The organism is Bacillus sp. FJAT-27986 (genome assembly GCF_001685035.1).
GTDB lineage: Bacteria > Bacillota > Bacilli > Bacillales > Pradoshiaceae > Pradoshia.
This window is the reverse complement of the sequence record NZ_MAYV01000015.1, coordinates 226531-242967: the sequence shown is the minus strand read 5'-3', so window position 1 is coordinate 242967 and position 16437 is coordinate 226531. Positions and strand designations below refer to the sequence as shown.

The window sequence follows — 16437 nt, the reverse complement described above, 5'->3', positions numbered from 1 at the left end:
ACTAAATGAACAGGGGTGTCGGCATGGTTAAAAAACAATTAATAATGGAAAGGGCCTTTGAGCTTTTCGCAAAGAATGGAATTGAAGCAACATCTGTTCAACAAATAACGGAAGTATGCGGAATCTCAAAAGGCGCATTCTACCTATCTTATAAATCTAAGGATGAATTAGTTTATGCACTTATTGATTACTTCCTGAGCGATATGGCAGCGAACATTGAACAGGCGGTCAGTGAATCTAATTTAGACCATTCACTGCTTTATCATTTTTATTTTAATATTTTTAGTTCGTATCAAAGCCATTCCAACTTTGCAAAGGTTTTAATAACAGAACAATTTACCTCCTGTAGTATGGAATTATTTGAACAGTTATCAAAATATGATCAATTTATGAACTCTATTATATTCTCTATTGTTGACCGACAATTTCCAAATGTGGATGATTCGATGCGACCAGATTTGGTTTATACCATTAAAAGTTTCTCTAAACTATATGCAGAGCTATTCATATCAAATTATCCTTTTGAGCTTGATACAGTATGCAAATCGTTAGTTGAAAAGGTAACCATTCTAGCTAACCAGGCAGACATTCCGCTTATTTCAGCAGAATATTTAACCTATACAAGCTCAAAATCTATCATTCCTACCAAGGGGGAACTGGTGGATTTGCTCACTGCAAAAAAGGATGAAATATCAGATCAAAACATACAGCAATCATTGGTGCTATTAAAAGATGATTTATTGAATCCCCAATATCCAAGAGTCATCATTCATGGCCTACTAAAGAACTTAAAGGCAAATACCCACACTAAATGGACTGCTTATTTATATGAAACATATTTGGATACATTACAATAAATTTTAACAACCGGAATTATTCATAAATCCCAAACGCAGAAAATGCCTGGGATTTTATTTATACTTATTGATAGTTCCATATCAAATATTCTATTTATTCTATTAATATTTATTACACCCTGCGATATTGCAGTATAATAAATAGAATAAGATGATTTCACCAGGGAGGGGTTTTCGTAATTGAAGGATTTAGGAAACAGCCTTTATACCATATTGGAATGGGTTATGAGGTTTGCTTATGTAAATATATTATGGATTTTATTCACGCTGGCCGGTGTAATTGTTTTAGGGATATACCCCGCCACCACAGCCATGTTTTCTGTAATGAGAGAATGGTTGAGAGGGAATTCGGATTTACCTGTGTTCAATACTTTTTCGTCCTATTACAAAAAAGACTTTTGGAAAAGTAATCATTTAGGAATTTATACATCCATTATCTTTTTATTGATAGGTATTGATCTTTTTTACATACAGAGCGAGGCAAGCAAGCTTATGACCTGGACTCATATCCCGATATTTGCTTGCATTCTATTTTTTATCTTTTTACTTTTTTACCTGTTTCCTGTGTTCGCTCATTATGATTTAACGGTACGATCCAATTATAAACAAGCATTCTTCATTATGTTAATTAGCCCAATCCAAATTATCATGATGGTCATTTGCCTTGTTGCATTTTCAATCATCTCGTTCATCTTCCCTGCACTTGCATTTATTTTTGGTTTAAGCTTTTATTCCTTTATTACATCATGGTTAGCCTCTTCCTCTTTCAAACGTTTAGAGGCAAACAACAAAATCAAACTGACTGATTTATAACTCTGTCAGTTAATTAAAACGCAAAGCACAAATGCTCCTTTATCGCACTTGTGCTTTTATTGATTTCATTGAATAAATTCCTTAACCATAAAAACGACATACTCCCCATGCCAGGTGTATGTCGCTTTGGTTTATCCTATTATCCTTTTACTGCGCTAGCTGATAATCCTTCAATTACTTTATTACTAAAGAAAATAAAGGCAAGCAATAATGGTAGGAAACTGATAATTAATGTGGCACCGATGGCACCCCAGTCAGTCATATACTGTCCAATAAAATTCTGAATGCCGACTGTTAAGGTTTTATATTTATCAGAGCTGATAAACGTATTAACAAAAACGAATTCATTCCAATTGTAAATCATATTGATGATGACTGTCGTAGAAAGAATAGGCATGGACATTGGCAGGACAATCCGGAAAAACATCCGGTTGATTGAGCTTCCATCTATGATCGCAGCCTCTTCAATTTCTCTTGGCAATGTAGTATAGAAGCCAAGCAGAATCATCATCGTAATCGGTAAATTATATGCAGTGTAGGTAAGAACAATCGACCATGGATTATCAATTAAGTTTACGTTCAAAAACATATTGAACAATGGAATTAATGCTGAGTGAATTGGAATCATCAACCCGATCATAAACAAACCAAGCACCAGCTTACTGAATTTCCAATGCATCCTCGTAATCGCATAAGTTGCCATACTTGCAAAAAGAACTGTCAAAATAATGGCTACTCCTGTAATCCAAATACTATTAAAAAAGTATAATCCTATGCCTCCATCCCAAACCTTCAAATAGTTTTCCCATCTAAATTCGGAGGGAAGAGCAAAGGGCGAACCCGCAAATATCTCCTGATTGCTCTTTAATGAAAACAGGAAAAGCCAAATAATTGGGAACACCTGAAAGACCGCAACAACTGTCAAACAAGTATATAATACTATCTTTCCAAAACGAGCCATTCTTTTCCTCTCCTCTCTAATATTGGATTTCTTCCTTGGATGCAGTCAGTTTATTGATAATAAACGTCACAATTAACGTAATGACCAGTAACAGGAAGCCAATTGCACTGCCGTAACCAAAATTAGAGGATGAGAAAGCCAGCTTATACATATAGGATGCCATTACTTCACTGGATCCGTTCGGACCTCCGCCTGTCATAACATAAATAAGATCGAAATATTTAAGTGAACCAACAATAGCCAGTACAATTGTAACTTTTACAACTCCCATGATCAGTGGCAATTTAATCTTCATGGCAATCTGCCATGGAGTAGCACCGTCTATTTTTGCTGCTTCAATTAAAGATTCAGGTATATTTTTTAGGGCTGCATAATAAATCAAAATATAAAATCCTGCATACTGCCATAGGATGGGGATAAAAATAGCATATAAAACGATAGATGTATCAGATAACCATAATGGTGGATTTTCAACCCCAAACCAAACCAATATCGTATTTAATATTCCGTTCGATGGATTGAACACTTTAATCCAAAGCTGCGCAATTGCCACTGAAGATAGCAGCATTGGAATCAAATAAATTTTCCTTAATAAATTTGCCCCTTTTATTTTGGAAGCAAGAATGAGAGAAATAGCTAAATAGATAACTAAACTCAATGTTGAAAAGATAGCCAGTAAAATGGAATGCCAGGCACTATCCCAAAATTTCGCGTCCTGGATTGCATTTATATAGTTCTCCAATCCAATAAACTTCATGGCTCCAATGCCATCCCAATCCATAAGTCCATAATAACCTGTCAAAATAAGCGGGATAAAAATCAGTACACTGACCAATAACAAAGCCGGCAGAATATACATAGCTATAATCCACTTATTGGACATCACCTTATTCATAAAAACCACCTCATCTGTATGTAGGAAAAGGATTCATCGTATCAGGATGAATCCTTTTTCCTTTGTCGTTTTACTTTGAAGAAAGCGCCTTTTCATGCTCTTTTGCAAATTTCTCTGGAGTTGTTTCCTTGCCGAATAAAGCTTGAATTTGATCTAAGTGAACCTGTGCTGCATCGGAGCTTAATTGTACATCCGCATATAAGGTAATATTAGTTGCTTTATTTAATTTCCCTAAAACATCTACATACATTTGCGGCAAATCTAGCTTCTCAGCATCAATTTTAGTAGCTGGTATTACGCCGGCATCCGTGACAGATTTTTCTCCCCACTGCTGAACAAAGTAAGATACGAAATCCTTCGCCTCTTCTTTTACTTTAGAGTCTTCAGAAACAAACAATCCTACTCCAGGTCCACCAACATAACTGTTCATATCCCCTTTTCCATCAACAGATGGGAAGTCAAAGAAACCAACCTGATCTTTAAATTCCTGAGGTACATCTGGATTTGTTGTGTAGTTTGGCAAATCCCATGTAGCAATTAGATACATAGCGGCTTGGCTGTTCATGAACATACTTTTTGCTTCTTCATCAGATAAACCGTTGAATCCGTTTACAAATCCATTTGCATCAACTAATTCCTGTACTTTTTCAGCGGCAGATACAAGCGCTGGATCTTCGAAAGAACCTGAACGATCAATGGCACCTTTCAATGCTTCAGTCCCGCCAATTCGATCTGCTAAATACATATACCATAATGAACCAGTCCATTTATCCTTATTACCTAGCGCAATTGGCTCAACTCCATTTTTATCAAGCGTTTTTGCGGCCTTTACTAACTCATCAAATGTTTTTGGAGCTTCTAAGCCATTATCCTTAAACATTTTCTTATTATAGAAGACAGAGGCTATATTAAGCTCCAGTGGCAGACCGTACGTTTTACCATCGATTTGGTAAGCTTCCGAAGTACCAGCTACAAAAGAATCCTTTAAATCTCCTTCTAGAATGTCATCCAGCGGCGCAAACTTTTTGCCATCCACGTATGGTTGAAGGTATCCTGCTGACCATGTCATTCCCACATCAGGAAGTTCATTGGAAGCAGATAAAACTTTAATTTTATCCTTGTATTGTTCATTGCTAAGTACTTCAAGCTCAACCTTAACATCCTTATGTTCCTTCTCATAATCAGCAACGATTTTCTGAACAATTTCATGATGTTGTTTAGAGCTTCCTTCCGGCCATAGGTGCATAAACTTAACAACTTTCTTTCCATCACTGTTTGACTTTTCAGTTTCTGACGAACATCCCGCTAGAACTAAAAATAAGGCCAAGAACCCAGCAAGAAATGAAAACGCTTTCTTTTTACGCATAATTAAACCCCCAATAGTTAATTTTACTTACTATTAAACTTAAATTTAGAATATCATGGAATACTTTGTTTGTCTACTAGATAAACAAAGTATTAGATGTTACTATTATAGTAAATGTGATAGAAATGAGGCGGACCATTGAAAACGTATAATCAGCAGGTTGTAAAAAAAGAAAATAAATCTTTGGTCATGCATGTTATTAAGGAATCTCCTCCTTTATCACGCACAGATGTGGCCAATAAAACCGGCCTTAATAAAGGAACAGTCTCTTCATTGGTTTCCGAGCTTATAGAGGAACAGCTCGTATCTGAATCCGGACCTGGCAAATCCAACGGTGGCCGACGGCCAGTTATGTTATTCTTCAATGAAAATGCAGGCTATTCCATAGGAGTTGATCTTGGAGTTAACTATATTTTAGGAATCGTAACCAACCTACAGGGGAAAATCCACAAAGAAAAACTGGAAAAATTCCAGGAACTAACCTATGAAGATATTAAAAAAAGACTGTATGAAATGATTGATTGTATGATTGCTTCCATTCCTGATTCACCATATGGTTTAGTCGGGATTGGTATTGGTGTACCGGGCACAGTTGATACAACTGGAAGAATTTTAATGGCTCCCAATTTAAACTGGAAAAACATCGATTTGAAAAATATGGTCGCAAAGAAATACTGTGTACCTGTTAAAGTTGAGAATGAAGCAAACTGTGGGGCATATGGCGAAAAAAAATTCGGTGTCGGAATAAACTTCACCAACATGATATACATCAGTATTGGGTTTGGAATCGGCGGCGGCTTAATCCTGAATAACCAACTTTATCAGGGCAATAATGGACTTTCAGGGGAGCTGGGTCACATGACAATCGAAAGAAGCGGAGAAAAATGCCGCTGTGGAGACCATGGATGCTGGGAATTATATGCATCAGAGAGAGCCCTAGTCAGTCAGGCGAAGCTCATGATGAATGATCCCGCCATTACACTCGAACACTTAATTGATCTTGCTGAAAATGAAGACCTAACAGCAATTGAATTATTCAGTGAAATAGGGAAATCGATTGGGATTGGCATTAATAATATCATTAATATTTTTAACCCTAATCAAGTTATTCTTGGCAATCGCCTGGCCGCCTGTGAAAAATGGATTCACTCTTCATTAGTAGAAACCATAAAAAATCATTCTCTATCTAATCATCAAAAGAACTTACATATACAATATTCAAGTTTAGCGAGTCATTCTTGCGCACTGGGCGTAGCTGCTTTTTCAACTGAACATTTCTTAGATAACGACCTGTATCATCAAAGTATTCAGACCTATCCATTAGTGCATCAATATTAGCTGCTTTCTTTGCTGACGCAATCAAGATTACACATTTATGAAAGCGCTTCTATTTTTTTATATATTAAGGAGGCTACAATAATGAAAATTCAAAACCCTATTTTAACTGGCTTTAACCCTGATCCAAGTATTTGCAGACGTGACGAAGATTATTATATTGCCGTTTCTACGTTTGAATGGTTCCCCGGGGTCGGTATTTATCACTCTAAGGATTTAAAAAATTGGTCATTAGTTTCCCGCCCATTAAATAGATTAAGCCAATTAAATATGATGGGAAATCCTGATTCAGGGGGTATTTGGGCTCCTGCTCTCTCCTACCATGATGGGAAGTTCTGGCTCATTTATACAGATGTCAAGGTGACAGGCGGACAGTGGAAAGACAGCCATAATTATCTCAGTACCTGTGAAACGATTGATGGCGAATGGTCTGATCCAATCCATCTTAATAGCTCTGGCTTTGATCCATCTTTATTCCATGATGATGACAGCAAAAAATATCTTGTGAATATGGTCTGGGATCATCGCCTTGGAAACCATAGTTTCTATGGAATTGTACTTCAGGAATATAGTGTAGAAGAGAAAAAGTTAGTTGGAGATAAAAAAATTATCTTTAAAGGAACCGACATCAAACTGACAGAAGCTCCGCATTTATATAAATGGAATGGCTACTACTATCTGTTAACGGCAGAGGGTGGAACAAAATATGATCACCAGGCAACCATTGCCCGCTCCAAAACGATTGATGGACCATATGAAGTACATCCGGAAAATCCGTTAATTACATCGTTTCCTTATCCAAGAAATCCATTACAAAAAGCGGGCCATGCTTCTATCGTTCACACTCATACAGATGAATGGTTTTTAGTTCATTTAACCGGACGCCCTCTTCCTAAAGAGAATCAGGCATTGCTGGATCCAAGAGGGTTTTGTCCGCTCGGCCGTGAAACAGCCATTCAACGATTGACTTGGGAGAACGATTGGCCGTATGTAGTGGGCGGTAATCAGCCTTCTCTTGAAATAGAAGGACCTAAGATGGAGGAAGTAAAATGGGAAAAAGATTATCCTGAAAAAGATGATTTTAACGAGAAATCATTGAATCTTAACTTCCAAACTTTACGGATTCCTCTAGGAGATTATCTCTCATTGGAAGACAAACCAGGTCACTTGCGATTGTACGGTAAAGAATCACTCACTTCAAAATTCACACAGGCTTTTGTGGCAAGACGCTGGCAGCATTTTAACTTTACAGCTGAAACTAAATTGGCTTTTAACCCGGACACATTCCAGCAGGCCGCCGGCTTAGTAAACTATTACAACACGGAAAATTGGAGCGCCCTTCAGCTTACATGGAACGAAGAGAAAGGTAGAGTTCTAGATTTAACCGTATGTGATAATTTCACCTTTGATCGACCATTGAGTGGTAATGAAATTCCGGTACCGGATGAAATTGAATATGTTTATATACGTTCCGAAGTCCAAACAAACACGTATCACTACTCCTATTCATTTGACGGAGAAGCTTGGACACAAATCCCAGTAACCCTATACTCTTATAAACTATCTGATGATTATATCCGAGGTGGCGGATTCTTTACTGGAGCCTTTGTAGGCATGCAGTGCCAGGATACATCTGGAGAAGGCAAGGCTGCTGATTTTGATTACTTTACTTATAAGGTCAATGAATAATTTGCGTAGGGGTAAAATAGACTGCATTAGCTTAAGAGAGGATATCCAGACCGGATATCCTCTTTTCTCATGTATAAATACATCGTAAGCATTCCTATGTTTAAGTCCTTACTGTTTTAGGAAAGGTATAGGATAACGAGGAGGTTTTCTGATGGATACATTTTTGTATATACTGTTTGCTTGTTTTTATGCCGGCTTGCTCATCATGATGGTTCAATCCATAAAAAAGAGTGGTGTTAGCATAGTATCGAATGTATTAATTCTGGTTATTGTACCGCTCATCTATGATAATGCCATTCTTGGCATCGGAAAGTGGATTGGGGAGGGAGAAGTTTTAGAGAATTTGAATGCTGCTCGATACTGGATGCATGCGATTTTTACACCTTTGTTAATTTTATTTTCCTGGGATGTACTTAAACGTGCTAGGGTCAAGTGGGTGAATACCACCTCAGCCATACTGATTACAGTTGCCTTTACACTAATTGCTTTTTTGATAGAACTATTTACAGTTGTGTGGGACCTCTCACTAAAAGCGGAAAAAAGCTATGGCATTCTAAGCTATTCTTCAACCAATTCTCCACAAGGACCGCCAATCATGATTTTAATGGTCACACTGGCACTTCTTGTGTCATCCATTATTCTTTGGAAAAGGACAGGTTGGTATTGGATATTCGTTGGAACCGCACTTATGATTGTCGGGAGCATGGTCAAGATCCCAATTGAAAGCGGCGCAATCACCAATGCGTTTGAATTAATCTTACTCATCTCTCTTGTGTTTACAAAAAGGTATCAGGATCGTTATCAGGGGGGCAAAAAACTGGCTCTCGGTTGAATATCCAAAGAGACCAACCCAATGAAAATCAGCTTGGTCTCTTTAAAGCTCTATTTCTTATTAGGTTAAACTCCATTTACGATAAATAACAGATGCGCATTTAAAGGAAATATAAGACAATAAAATAAATCATAGTTATTGGGGGAGTTCATTTGAATTGGCTAGAACCTTTTAATAGAGATTTTTTTATTGATGAAGAAGAGGATAGCTCTCCTTTCTTCAGGAGCAAATCCATTGATGGTAATGGAGTGCCAAAACAATATTCCCTTCTGACGCAATTTTTCCTATTATTAAGTGCACAGTTGAGCGATAGCGTTACTTATTATCCGATAAAAAATGGCCTTATCAAGGATAAGGAGCTGCGAGAAATCATCTTGCACTTCGATGAGCGAAAAGAATTTATAGTGAATGATAAACCGATTGAGATCATGTTGGCTAAGCCCAATAATGATTCTTTAAAGCATCTCATGTCTAATCCCTTAAACCCTGTTATTAAGAGCCTTTTTCCACAAAGCAAACAACTTCAACAAGTTCAATTCTCACCTTCAAGTCCGTATAGAGTAATTCCAGAGAAAATCAATTCCTACGAGGACAAGGAGTTTGATCTAGTACTAGCCTATTTAAAAGAAAACACGGAAAGCCCTTCATTTGGTTTTCAACTCTCAAATTGGATTCTGAATGATTCCCTAAAAAATTCGCATGCTCTGCGTTATTTCTCTCATCACACACAAACACTTTGCCTGTGGATAGATGAATCAAAAAGAATTATCTCCATCGAAATGCAATTTTAGCATTAGCTGAAAGGAGAAAAACAATATTAAACAACACTAGCAGTAAAATATCTAACCTAAAATAACCCCTTGTTCTGAAAAACACACCACCCATGCTTAAGTCGCATAATACGTCTCAATGATGTATTTAAGGAAGGTTAGACAAACCTTCATCAATTATGGCGCTTTACGAATGGTAATGCGCCAATTACTGCCCGTACTAATGTGATAAGTATCAGCGAATGATTTTTGATTTAGGGCCAGCCCCAGATTATCAAGTGAATTAACATAAAGAATGGCTTCCTCTAATGCACTGTCTGCAAAAGATCTGCCATATACAACCTCTTCCTCAAACCTCACTGTTCCATCCTTTTCAATTTGAACCCAGACCTTATCTCCCAGTGAGATTTCCAGTTTTCTAAAGAGTTCTCGCGAAATATTCGTCCATAGATTTCCAAATCGAATATCAAGAATTTCAATAATACCGGTAATCTTATGATCATGTATGTATGCCTCATAAAGAGGTAGTTCAATAAGGGAATCAACAGGTATTTCCGGCCCCACTTCCTCAAAACTAATCACCCCAGCTGCAATCCTTGCCCCTGTATACGCATAAACATCACGCCCGTGGAAAGTGTAGGATTCTCCTGAACGCGGCAAACGATTTACCTTCTCATCTATCACTCTTGCTTCCGTGATGCCAATTTTATTTTTGATATGGGATAGGGTACCGTTATCAGGCGTGACCACATAGTGTCCACCAGAGGTCTTTGCAACGATACTTCGGCGATCGCATCCTACACCCGGATCTACCACCGATACAAATACCGTTCCTTCCGGCCAATAAGAAATAGCCTGCAATAGACGGTATGAGCCTTCCCATATATTAAACGTTGGAATATCATGCGTATTATTACTAATCTTTAAAGATGGCTCGACAGAAAGCGCTACTCCATACATAGCACTTACAGCCCCATCACTTAATCCAAAATCTGATTGAAAAACTAATAAACGTTTCAACTTCATCCCACCCATTTCTTTGTCCAAAATAAAAAACACCACGTCCTTACCATGATGAGGACGTGGTGTGACTTCACGTGGTTCCACCTTAATTCGCTGCTTACTCACATAAACAGCCTTCGTAAGCGTAAAAACGAATCAACGCTTCCTACACTCTGATATGGATAACGAGTACCAAATCTCGTCGAAACCTATTCATATAATTAATAAATTATACTTTCAGCACGAGGCTCAGAGGCCATTTTCAATAATGGTACTTCCCGCTCCTTTTCAGCTGCCGAAGCTCTCTAAAAGAGAAATATCCAGAATCTACTCTCCTCTTCCATACTTTATAATATTTTGAATTATTAAAATTATAATGAGCTTGATTATGCTTTGTCAATATACATTATCCAAATATGGAAACAATAATCGATAAAACTGATGAATTCCCTATTCTTTTTTTACATTGTCTATATCTTATAAAGTGTGTCTACATGCTCGTCTAAATTTCGACTGTAATTCTTTTAACACAGGAATAGAGTCATCCATAAAAATTTTCTGAATTATAGTAAAATGGGGACAGCGTACAGATTACGATGAGGGATACACTGTTTTCCGGTATAATCAGTCGCTAACATAGATAGAAAAATAAGAGTTTTTTAAATGGATGGAGGAATAAGCATGAAAAGGATAAAACTTGGTAGCAGCAGTTTAAGCGTTCCAGCTATTGCTGTAGGCTGTATGAGAATTGATTCTATGAATGATGACAATTTAGCAGCACATCTTACTTTTTGTAGAATGGGCTGAATTTCTTTGACCATGCTGATATTTATGGAAATGGCATTTGTGAATCCAAGTTTGGTAAGGCCTTAAAGATTGCGGGATATAACAGAGAAGATGTAATCCTGCAATCAAAATGCGGGATCAAGCCGGGTACTATGTATGACTTATCAAAAGAGCATATCTTAACGTCTGTCGATAAAATACTAACACGCCTGGACACCGATTACTTAGATGCACTGGTACTTCATCGTCCAGACGCTTTGGTAGATCCTGAGGAAGTAGCTGAAGCATTCGATACCTTAGAGAGCTCTGGCAAAGTCCGTCAATTTGGCGTATCCAATCATAAGCCAATGCAAATTGAATTGTTAAAAAAATATGTAAAGCAGCCGATCATTGTAAACCAACTGCAACTAAGCCTCCCCTTTTCGAACATGATTGCTAATGGGATGGAAGTGAATATGCAAACAGAAGGCGCCGTTGAGAGGGATGGTAGTGTCCTAGATTATTGCAGACTCCATGATATAACCATCCAAGCTTGGTCACCTTTTCAATATGGTTTCTTTGAAGGCGTTTTTATCGGGAATGATGAGAAGTTCCCCGAATTGAACGAGACTCTTACAGAGTTAGCTGATAAATATGAAACAACTCCAACCGCTATTGCAGCAGCTTGGATTTTGCGACACCCAGCAAACATTCAGTTGATTGCTGGTACAACTAATCAAAAACGGATGGCTGACATTATTCGGGGCAATGAATTACAGTTAAGCCGTGAAGAATGGTATCGCCTTTATTTGAACAGCGGGCATATATTGCCTTAAAATCTTCCGAATAAAATGAAGAGCCTTAAGATACACTTAGGAAGACACTTTCCTTTCCAGTGTTATCCTATTTGAATTGAGGCTCTTCTTATCTTATTAGAAAGTCATCAATTTCACTAAAACTATTCTCTATCTATACCAACACTTATTCTTTCGTTTCATCAAAATTGCAAGCTATCGCTAGCATGTCAATGGGGTCTGCCACTTCGGAGACCGTATAAACGACTGTACCTTCCTGCCAAGAAATACGGTTATTGCCTGCTTTTTGCGAATCTATATCCGCTTTTACAGAACCATATTCATGGGGCACTGGCAGTTGGTTGCTTTCAAGATAGGAGACCATTTGTTTAGCGAGCGGGACGTAGTCACTGTTGCCTTCTATATTGGAGGCTTGGACTTGTAGATACCATCTTCCTTCATGCCAATTTAGCCACTTATGTCCTGCCCCTGCGTCCTCATATCCTTGGATGGAATGACCCAGATCTATAGGATTCCCTGCCTGGATCCCCTCAGGCTGTATATAGCCGATTTTTGATTTAGCCTCTTCTTCAGTTTTATACTGATGGACTTCTATTACAGCAATCGGTTTTGCAATGGTACTATTGTTCAACTCTTTACTGTTGACTGGTATCATTTTTTCGCTTTCAAAAAATATAACGCGATACATATCAGATTCCGAAAGGGTCGCCGCACTTAGATTCTTGTCCTCAGACGATAGCGGAAGATGTATGGGTAGCTTAGGAGATATTGAGCCTTTGATTTGTTCCTTGGCATCTTTTATTACTTTTTCCTGAGATAATGAGGCATCATGTGAGTCGTTTTGTTCAGCTTTTACAGGGCTTCCGTTGGCAGATTCGCTGTCTTCCTTCTGATCCGTTGAAGATTTTTCTGTTGTTACAGGTTGAGCTGATTCTTCATGTTTCTCCCCTGCTTTTTTATCCGTAGCTGCATCTTCATGCGAGCATCCAGCAAGGTAAATGCTTGTTAAAGCTAGCACGATACCCATCTGTTTCAACATTTTACTCACCCCTTTCTTTGTCGTCTACCACGTTATGATGCCAGATAATCCTATATACCAAAAAACGGTATAATTATAACAAGACTGATTCCTCAAAAAAAAAGCATAAACCTTCCGAAGCGGAAAATTTATGCTTTATGTCATATATAAAACAAAAACCACCAAAATTATGTATTTGGTGGAGACGGTGGGAGTCGAACCCACGTCCAAAGATAACGGCACTTATGCATCTACGAGTGTAGTCGATATATTGGCGATTCGCTGTGCCTTATGCCTATCGACAGGCGTCCGGACAGCTAGTCTGGTTATTCTCTTCCTTCTCCCTCAGACGGTGAGATCCGGCGTAGTCCACTAAAGTTGAGTCCCTTACCCTACCACATGGACGATGGAGGGAGGAACAGCTTATCGACTGTTATTAAGCAGCGAAAGCTAAGTTGTTGTTTTGTTTGCCAGTTATAGGCTGTGACGTTTTAACGAGGCCGATCCCCTCGACTCGCAACATAAGCTCGAACTACCCCTGTCGAATCCGTAACGTCCCCATGATAAGAAATGTGGATCGTACGAAATGAAGAAGCGTACTTTGAGCGTTGCTTCTATTCAATTGTGGTACATAAGTAATTATAACATAATGAATGTGAAATTCAATTGTAAGAACTTGGTGAGAGTACCAGTCAAAGCTTAACGCTGACGTTCTTTGAACGCTCGTTCGATTTCACGCTTTGCTTCTTTTCTCTTCAAGTCTTCACGTTTATCATAATTCTTTTTACCCTTACCTAAACCGATCAAAACTTTGGCAAAACCGTTCTTTAAATACAGCTTCAATGGAACAAGTGCATATCCCTGTTCTTTTGTGGAACCAATTAATTTACTGATTTCCTTATTATGCAAAAGTAGCTTACGCACACGCAATGGGTCGTGATTATAGCGGTTACCCTGCTCATATGGGCTAATGTGCATTCCCATTAAGAATACTTCCCCATTAATAATCCTTGCATAGGAATCCTTTAAGTTCACACGACCATTTCGAATCGATTTTATCTCAGTTCCCTGCAAAACAATTCCTGCTTCATAGGTTTCCTCGATAAAGTAATCATGGTACGCTTTTTTATTTTGGCCGATTACCTTTCCTGAACCTTTTGGCATATTAATTGCCCCCTCTCTCTTTATATGGGTTAGGTGAATAAAGAGCGAATATCAGGCTCTCCTTTTATCATACTACAGCAATGGCTTCTATTTCTACAAGTCCGTCTTTTGGAAGGCGCGCTACTTCTACCGCACTCCTTGCCGGAAAGCTGCCGGTAAAGTAGGTTGCGTATACTTCATTAACTGCTGCAAAATCATTCATATCATTCAGGAAGACCGTTGTCTTCACAATTTGGTCCAAACCAAGGCCTTCTTCGTTTAAAATGGCCTGAATATTTTTAAATGCTTGGTGAGTTTGTTCCTTCACACCATCTTTTAATTCGCCCGTTTCAGGATCTAATCCTAGCTGGCCTGATGTATAAATAAACCCATTCACTCGAATGGCTTGAGAATATGGCCCGATTGCGGCCGGTGCTTTAGCTGTTTGAATCGTAATCTTACTCATTCTAGTATTCCTCCATTTCGCTAAATTCCATACCTTTAGTATTCGATTGAAATGTCCTCTTATCCTTCCATCAGGAATGGGATGCGGACTTAAAGAAAAAAGGAAGATGCAACAATTACGCATTCTTCCTTACTCTTTTATGCTTCAAGTGAATTCATTTCAACCATTTTACCATTGTATACTTCTTTGTTCAATTCGCCTGTCATACGGCCGGTTACTAATCCTGCTGTTGCAGAACCGCTGACATTAAGAGCTGTTCTTCCCATATCAATTAATGGTTCTACAGAGATCAGTAAGGCTGCTATACCAATTGGCAGGTTCATGCTGGATAATACGATTAATGCGGCAAAGGTAGCTCCTCCGCCAACACCCGCTACACCAAATGAACTGATAGCAACAATGATGACTAATTGAATAAGGAAAACGGGATCTAGAGGATCCGGTGCAATCATTACAGCCAGCATAGCCGGGTAGATTCCTGCACATCCATTTTGACCAATAGACGCTCCTAATGAAGAAGCAAAGTTAGCGATTCCTTCAGAGTTACCAAATTGTTTGGTTTGAGTCTCTATATTAATAGGAATAGCTGCCGCACTGGACCGGGATGTAAAAGCAAACGTAAGTAATGGACCCATTTTCTTAACATATTGCATTGGATTTAGACCGCTAAAGAATAATATAACTAAGTGGATCAGGAACATCACGATCAGTGCTACATAGGAAGCAATAACAAATGTAGATAATTCAATGATTCCCTGTACATTTGTATTAGCAATGGTTGTAGCCATCAATGCTAAAATACCATACGGTGTTAAACGAAGAATCAACGTAACGATTCGCATGACAATTTTATATAAGGCATTAATGATTTTCTCAAATGTTTCAAATTCTGCAGGTGCCTTTCTTCTAACACCCATTGCCGCAATTCCAACAAACGCTGCAAAAATAACAGTTGCGATTGTAGAGGTAGGTCGTTGACCAGTCAAATCAAGAAACGGATTTGTTGGGATGACCTGCAAAATACGTTCTGGAAAGCTTTGGTTCTCTACTTGAACCATTGTTTCTTCTAATTGTGCAGAACGTGCTTCCTCTGCTTCGCCAGATTCAAGATGATCAGCTGATAAATCAAACGTTAGAGCACTGCCAATTCCAACAGCAGCCGCTATAGCTGTTGTTAAAACTAGAACTCCAATAATAGAGAAACTGATTTTACCAACTCCAGCCTGCCCTTTTAAGCGAATGATAGCTGATATTATCGACACAACAATCAAAGGCATAACAATCATTTTCAAAAAGCTGACATATCCTGTTCCAACAATACTGTACCAGTTTTTTGTATCTGCCAATACAGCACTCTCAGGATCAAATGCCAATTGAAGGAATACTCCTAAAAGAATTCCTAATCCAAGACCTGTAAATACTCGTTTTGAAAAGGAAACATGTTTCTTTTGCATATAGAAAAGTACACCGACTAATGCTAACAAAATAAGTATATTTATAATAACTAAGGTCGTATCCAATTCAATCTCTCCCCCCCTTTTAATTCATACTAAATACATAAGTATTATATAGATTATAATATCTATTGTACAGTATTATGACTAGACAATCTGTTTTTCTATATCATCAATTCTTTTTTATCTATATACCTCAACATGGTAAATATAACTACAAATCTAACACAAAGAAAAGAGAGCCAACATAAGTCAG

14 protein-coding genes, 1 other RNA gene and 1 pseudogene are annotated in these 16437 nt (G+C 38.1%); 7 read left to right on the top strand and 9 right to left on the bottom strand.

Annotated elements, in window-relative coordinates:
• Positions 1–23 precede the first annotated feature (23 nt).
• Together A8L44_RS12100 and A8L44_RS12095 are read left to right on the top strand one after the other, a co-directional pair.
• Positions 24–857 carry a TetR/AcrR family transcriptional regulator gene (locus tag A8L44_RS12100; RefSeq protein ID WP_066106312.1) on the top strand — a complete coding sequence of 278 codons (834 nt, stop codon included), beginning with the start codon at positions 24–26 and terminating at the stop codon, positions 855–857.
• Between the two features lie 180 nt (positions 858–1037).
• Positions 1038–1670 carry a YesL family protein gene (locus tag A8L44_RS12095; RefSeq protein ID WP_077248111.1) on the top strand — a complete coding sequence of 211 codons (633 nt, stop codon included), beginning with the start codon at positions 1038–1040 and terminating at the stop codon, positions 1668–1670.
• A 139-nt stretch (positions 1671–1809) separates the two neighbouring features.
• Here the strand turns inward: A8L44_RS12095 and A8L44_RS12090 are convergent, their stop codons facing one another.
• The 3 genes from A8L44_RS12090 to A8L44_RS12080 all read right to left on the bottom strand — a co-directional run bounded on the left by A8L44_RS12090 (position 1810) and on the right by A8L44_RS12080 (position 4892).
• Positions 1810–2631 (bottom strand): carbohydrate ABC transporter permease, encoded by an 822-nt coding sequence (locus A8L44_RS12090; protein WP_066106309.1) that lies wholly within the window; start codon positions 2629–2631, stop codon positions 1810–1812.
• 16 nt (positions 2632–2647) lie between these two features.
• Positions 2648–3526 (bottom strand): carbohydrate ABC transporter permease, encoded by an 879-nt coding sequence (locus tag A8L44_RS12085; protein WP_066106306.1) that lies wholly within the window; start codon positions 3524–3526, stop codon positions 2648–2650.
• A 70-nt stretch (positions 3527–3596) separates the two neighbouring features.
• Complete coding sequence (locus A8L44_RS12080) at positions 3597–4892, bottom strand: extracellular solute-binding protein (protein ID WP_066106303.1); 1296 nt, start codon at positions 4890–4892, stop codon at positions 3597–3599.
• Positions 4893–5030: 138 nt separating this feature from the next.
• Between A8L44_RS12080 and A8L44_RS12075 the strand changes: the two genes are divergently transcribed.
• The 4 genes from A8L44_RS12075 (at position 5031) to A8L44_RS12060 (ending at position 9539) form a co-directional block, all read left to right on the top strand.
• A complete protein-coding gene (locus tag A8L44_RS12075; protein ID WP_066106300.1) occupies positions 5031–6230 on the top strand; it encodes an ROK family transcriptional regulator in 1200 nt (399 codons plus the stop codon).
• A gap of 78 nt (positions 6231–6308) precedes the next feature.
• Positions 6309–7916 (top strand): glycoside hydrolase family 43 protein, encoded by a 1608-nt coding sequence (locus A8L44_RS12070; RefSeq protein WP_066106887.1) that lies wholly within the window; start codon positions 6309–6311, stop codon positions 7914–7916.
• Positions 7917–8067: 151 nt separating this feature from the next.
• Positions 8068–8748: a hypothetical protein gene (locus A8L44_RS12065; protein ID WP_066106299.1), complete on the top strand. Its 681-nt coding sequence runs from the start codon at positions 8068–8070 to the stop codon at positions 8746–8748.
• Positions 8749–8900: 152 nt separating this feature from the next.
• On the top strand, positions 8901–9539 hold the full coding sequence (locus A8L44_RS12060; RefSeq protein WP_066106296.1) for a hypothetical protein: 639 nt from the start codon (positions 8901–8903) through the stop codon (positions 9537–9539).
• Between the two features lie 156 nt (positions 9540–9695).
• On the opposite strand, the gene A8L44_RS12055 is transcribed toward A8L44_RS12060, so the two are convergent.
• Positions 9696–10544, bottom strand: a complete 849-nt coding sequence (locus tag A8L44_RS12055) for an SAM hydrolase/SAM-dependent halogenase family protein (RefSeq protein WP_066106884.1) — start codon at positions 10542–10544, stop codon at positions 9696–9698.
• Positions 10545–11201: 657 nt separating this feature from the next.
• On the opposite strand from A8L44_RS12055, the pseudogene A8L44_RS12050 reads away from it, so the two are divergent.
• Positions 11202–12121: pseudogene (locus tag A8L44_RS12050) on the top strand (aldo/keto reductase).
• Positions 12122–12266: 145 nt separating this feature from the next.
• On the opposite strand, the gene A8L44_RS12045 reads toward A8L44_RS12050, so the two are convergent.
• The 5 genes from A8L44_RS12045 to A8L44_RS12025 all read right to left on the bottom strand — a co-directional run bounded on the left by A8L44_RS12045 (position 12267) and on the right by A8L44_RS12025 (position 16247).
• Complete coding sequence (locus A8L44_RS12045; RefSeq protein ID WP_066106293.1) at positions 12267–13139, bottom strand: hypothetical protein; 873 nt, start codon at positions 13137–13139, stop codon at positions 12267–12269.
• 176 nt (positions 13140–13315) lie between these two features.
• Positions 13316–13678: a transfer-messenger RNA gene (gene ssrA / locus A8L44_RS12040) on the bottom strand.
• A 139-nt stretch (positions 13679–13817) separates the two neighbouring features.
• A complete protein-coding gene (gene smpB, locus A8L44_RS12035; RefSeq protein ID WP_066106290.1) occupies positions 13818–14282 on the bottom strand; it encodes an SsrA-binding protein SmpB in 465 nt (154 codons plus the stop codon).
• A gap of 67 nt (positions 14283–14349) precedes the next feature.
• Positions 14350–14727, bottom strand: a complete 378-nt coding sequence (locus tag A8L44_RS12030; protein ID WP_066106287.1) for a RidA family protein — start codon at positions 14725–14727, stop codon at positions 14350–14352.
• A gap of 137 nt (positions 14728–14864) precedes the next feature.
• Positions 14865–16247: an L-cystine transporter gene (locus A8L44_RS12025; RefSeq protein WP_066106284.1), complete on the bottom strand. Its 1383-nt coding sequence runs from the start codon at positions 16245–16247 to the stop codon at positions 14865–14867.
• Positions 16248–16437: the final 190 nt, after the last annotated feature.

Bases quoted from the DNA above. Each gene is read 5' to 3' on its own strand.
- A8L44_RS12055 (WP_066106884.1), bottom strand. From the start codon at position 10,544: ATGAAGTTGAAACGTTTATTAGTTTTTCAATCAGATTTTGGATTAAGT.
- A8L44_RS12085 (WP_066106306.1), bottom strand. From the start codon at position 3,526: ATGAATAAGGTGATGTCCAATAAGTGGATTATAGCTATGTATATTCTG.
- A8L44_RS12080 (WP_066106303.1), bottom strand. From the start codon at position 4,892: ATGCGTAAAAAGAAAGCGTTTTCATTTCTTGCTGGGTTCTTGGCCTTA.
- A8L44_RS12065 (WP_066106299.1), top strand. From the start codon at position 8,068: ATGGATACATTTTTGTATATACTGTTTGCTTGTTTTTATGCCGGCTTG.
- smpB (WP_066106290.1), bottom strand. From the start codon at position 14,282: ATGCCAAAAGGTTCAGGAAAGGTAATCGGCCAAAATAAAAAAGCGTAC.
- A8L44_RS12045 (WP_066106293.1), bottom strand. From the start codon at position 13,139: ATGTTGAAACAGATGGGTATCGTGCTAGCTTTAACAAGCATTTACCTT.
- A8L44_RS12090 (WP_066106309.1), bottom strand. From the start codon at position 2,631: ATGGCTCGTTTTGGAAAGATAGTATTATATACTTGTTTGACAGTTGTT.
- A8L44_RS12030 (WP_066106287.1), bottom strand. From the start codon at position 14,727: ATGAGTAAGATTACGATTCAAACAGCTAAAGCACCGGCCGCAATCGGG.
- A8L44_RS12100 (WP_066106312.1), top strand. From the start codon at position 24: ATGGTTAAAAAACAATTAATAATGGAAAGGGCCTTTGAGCTTTTCGCA.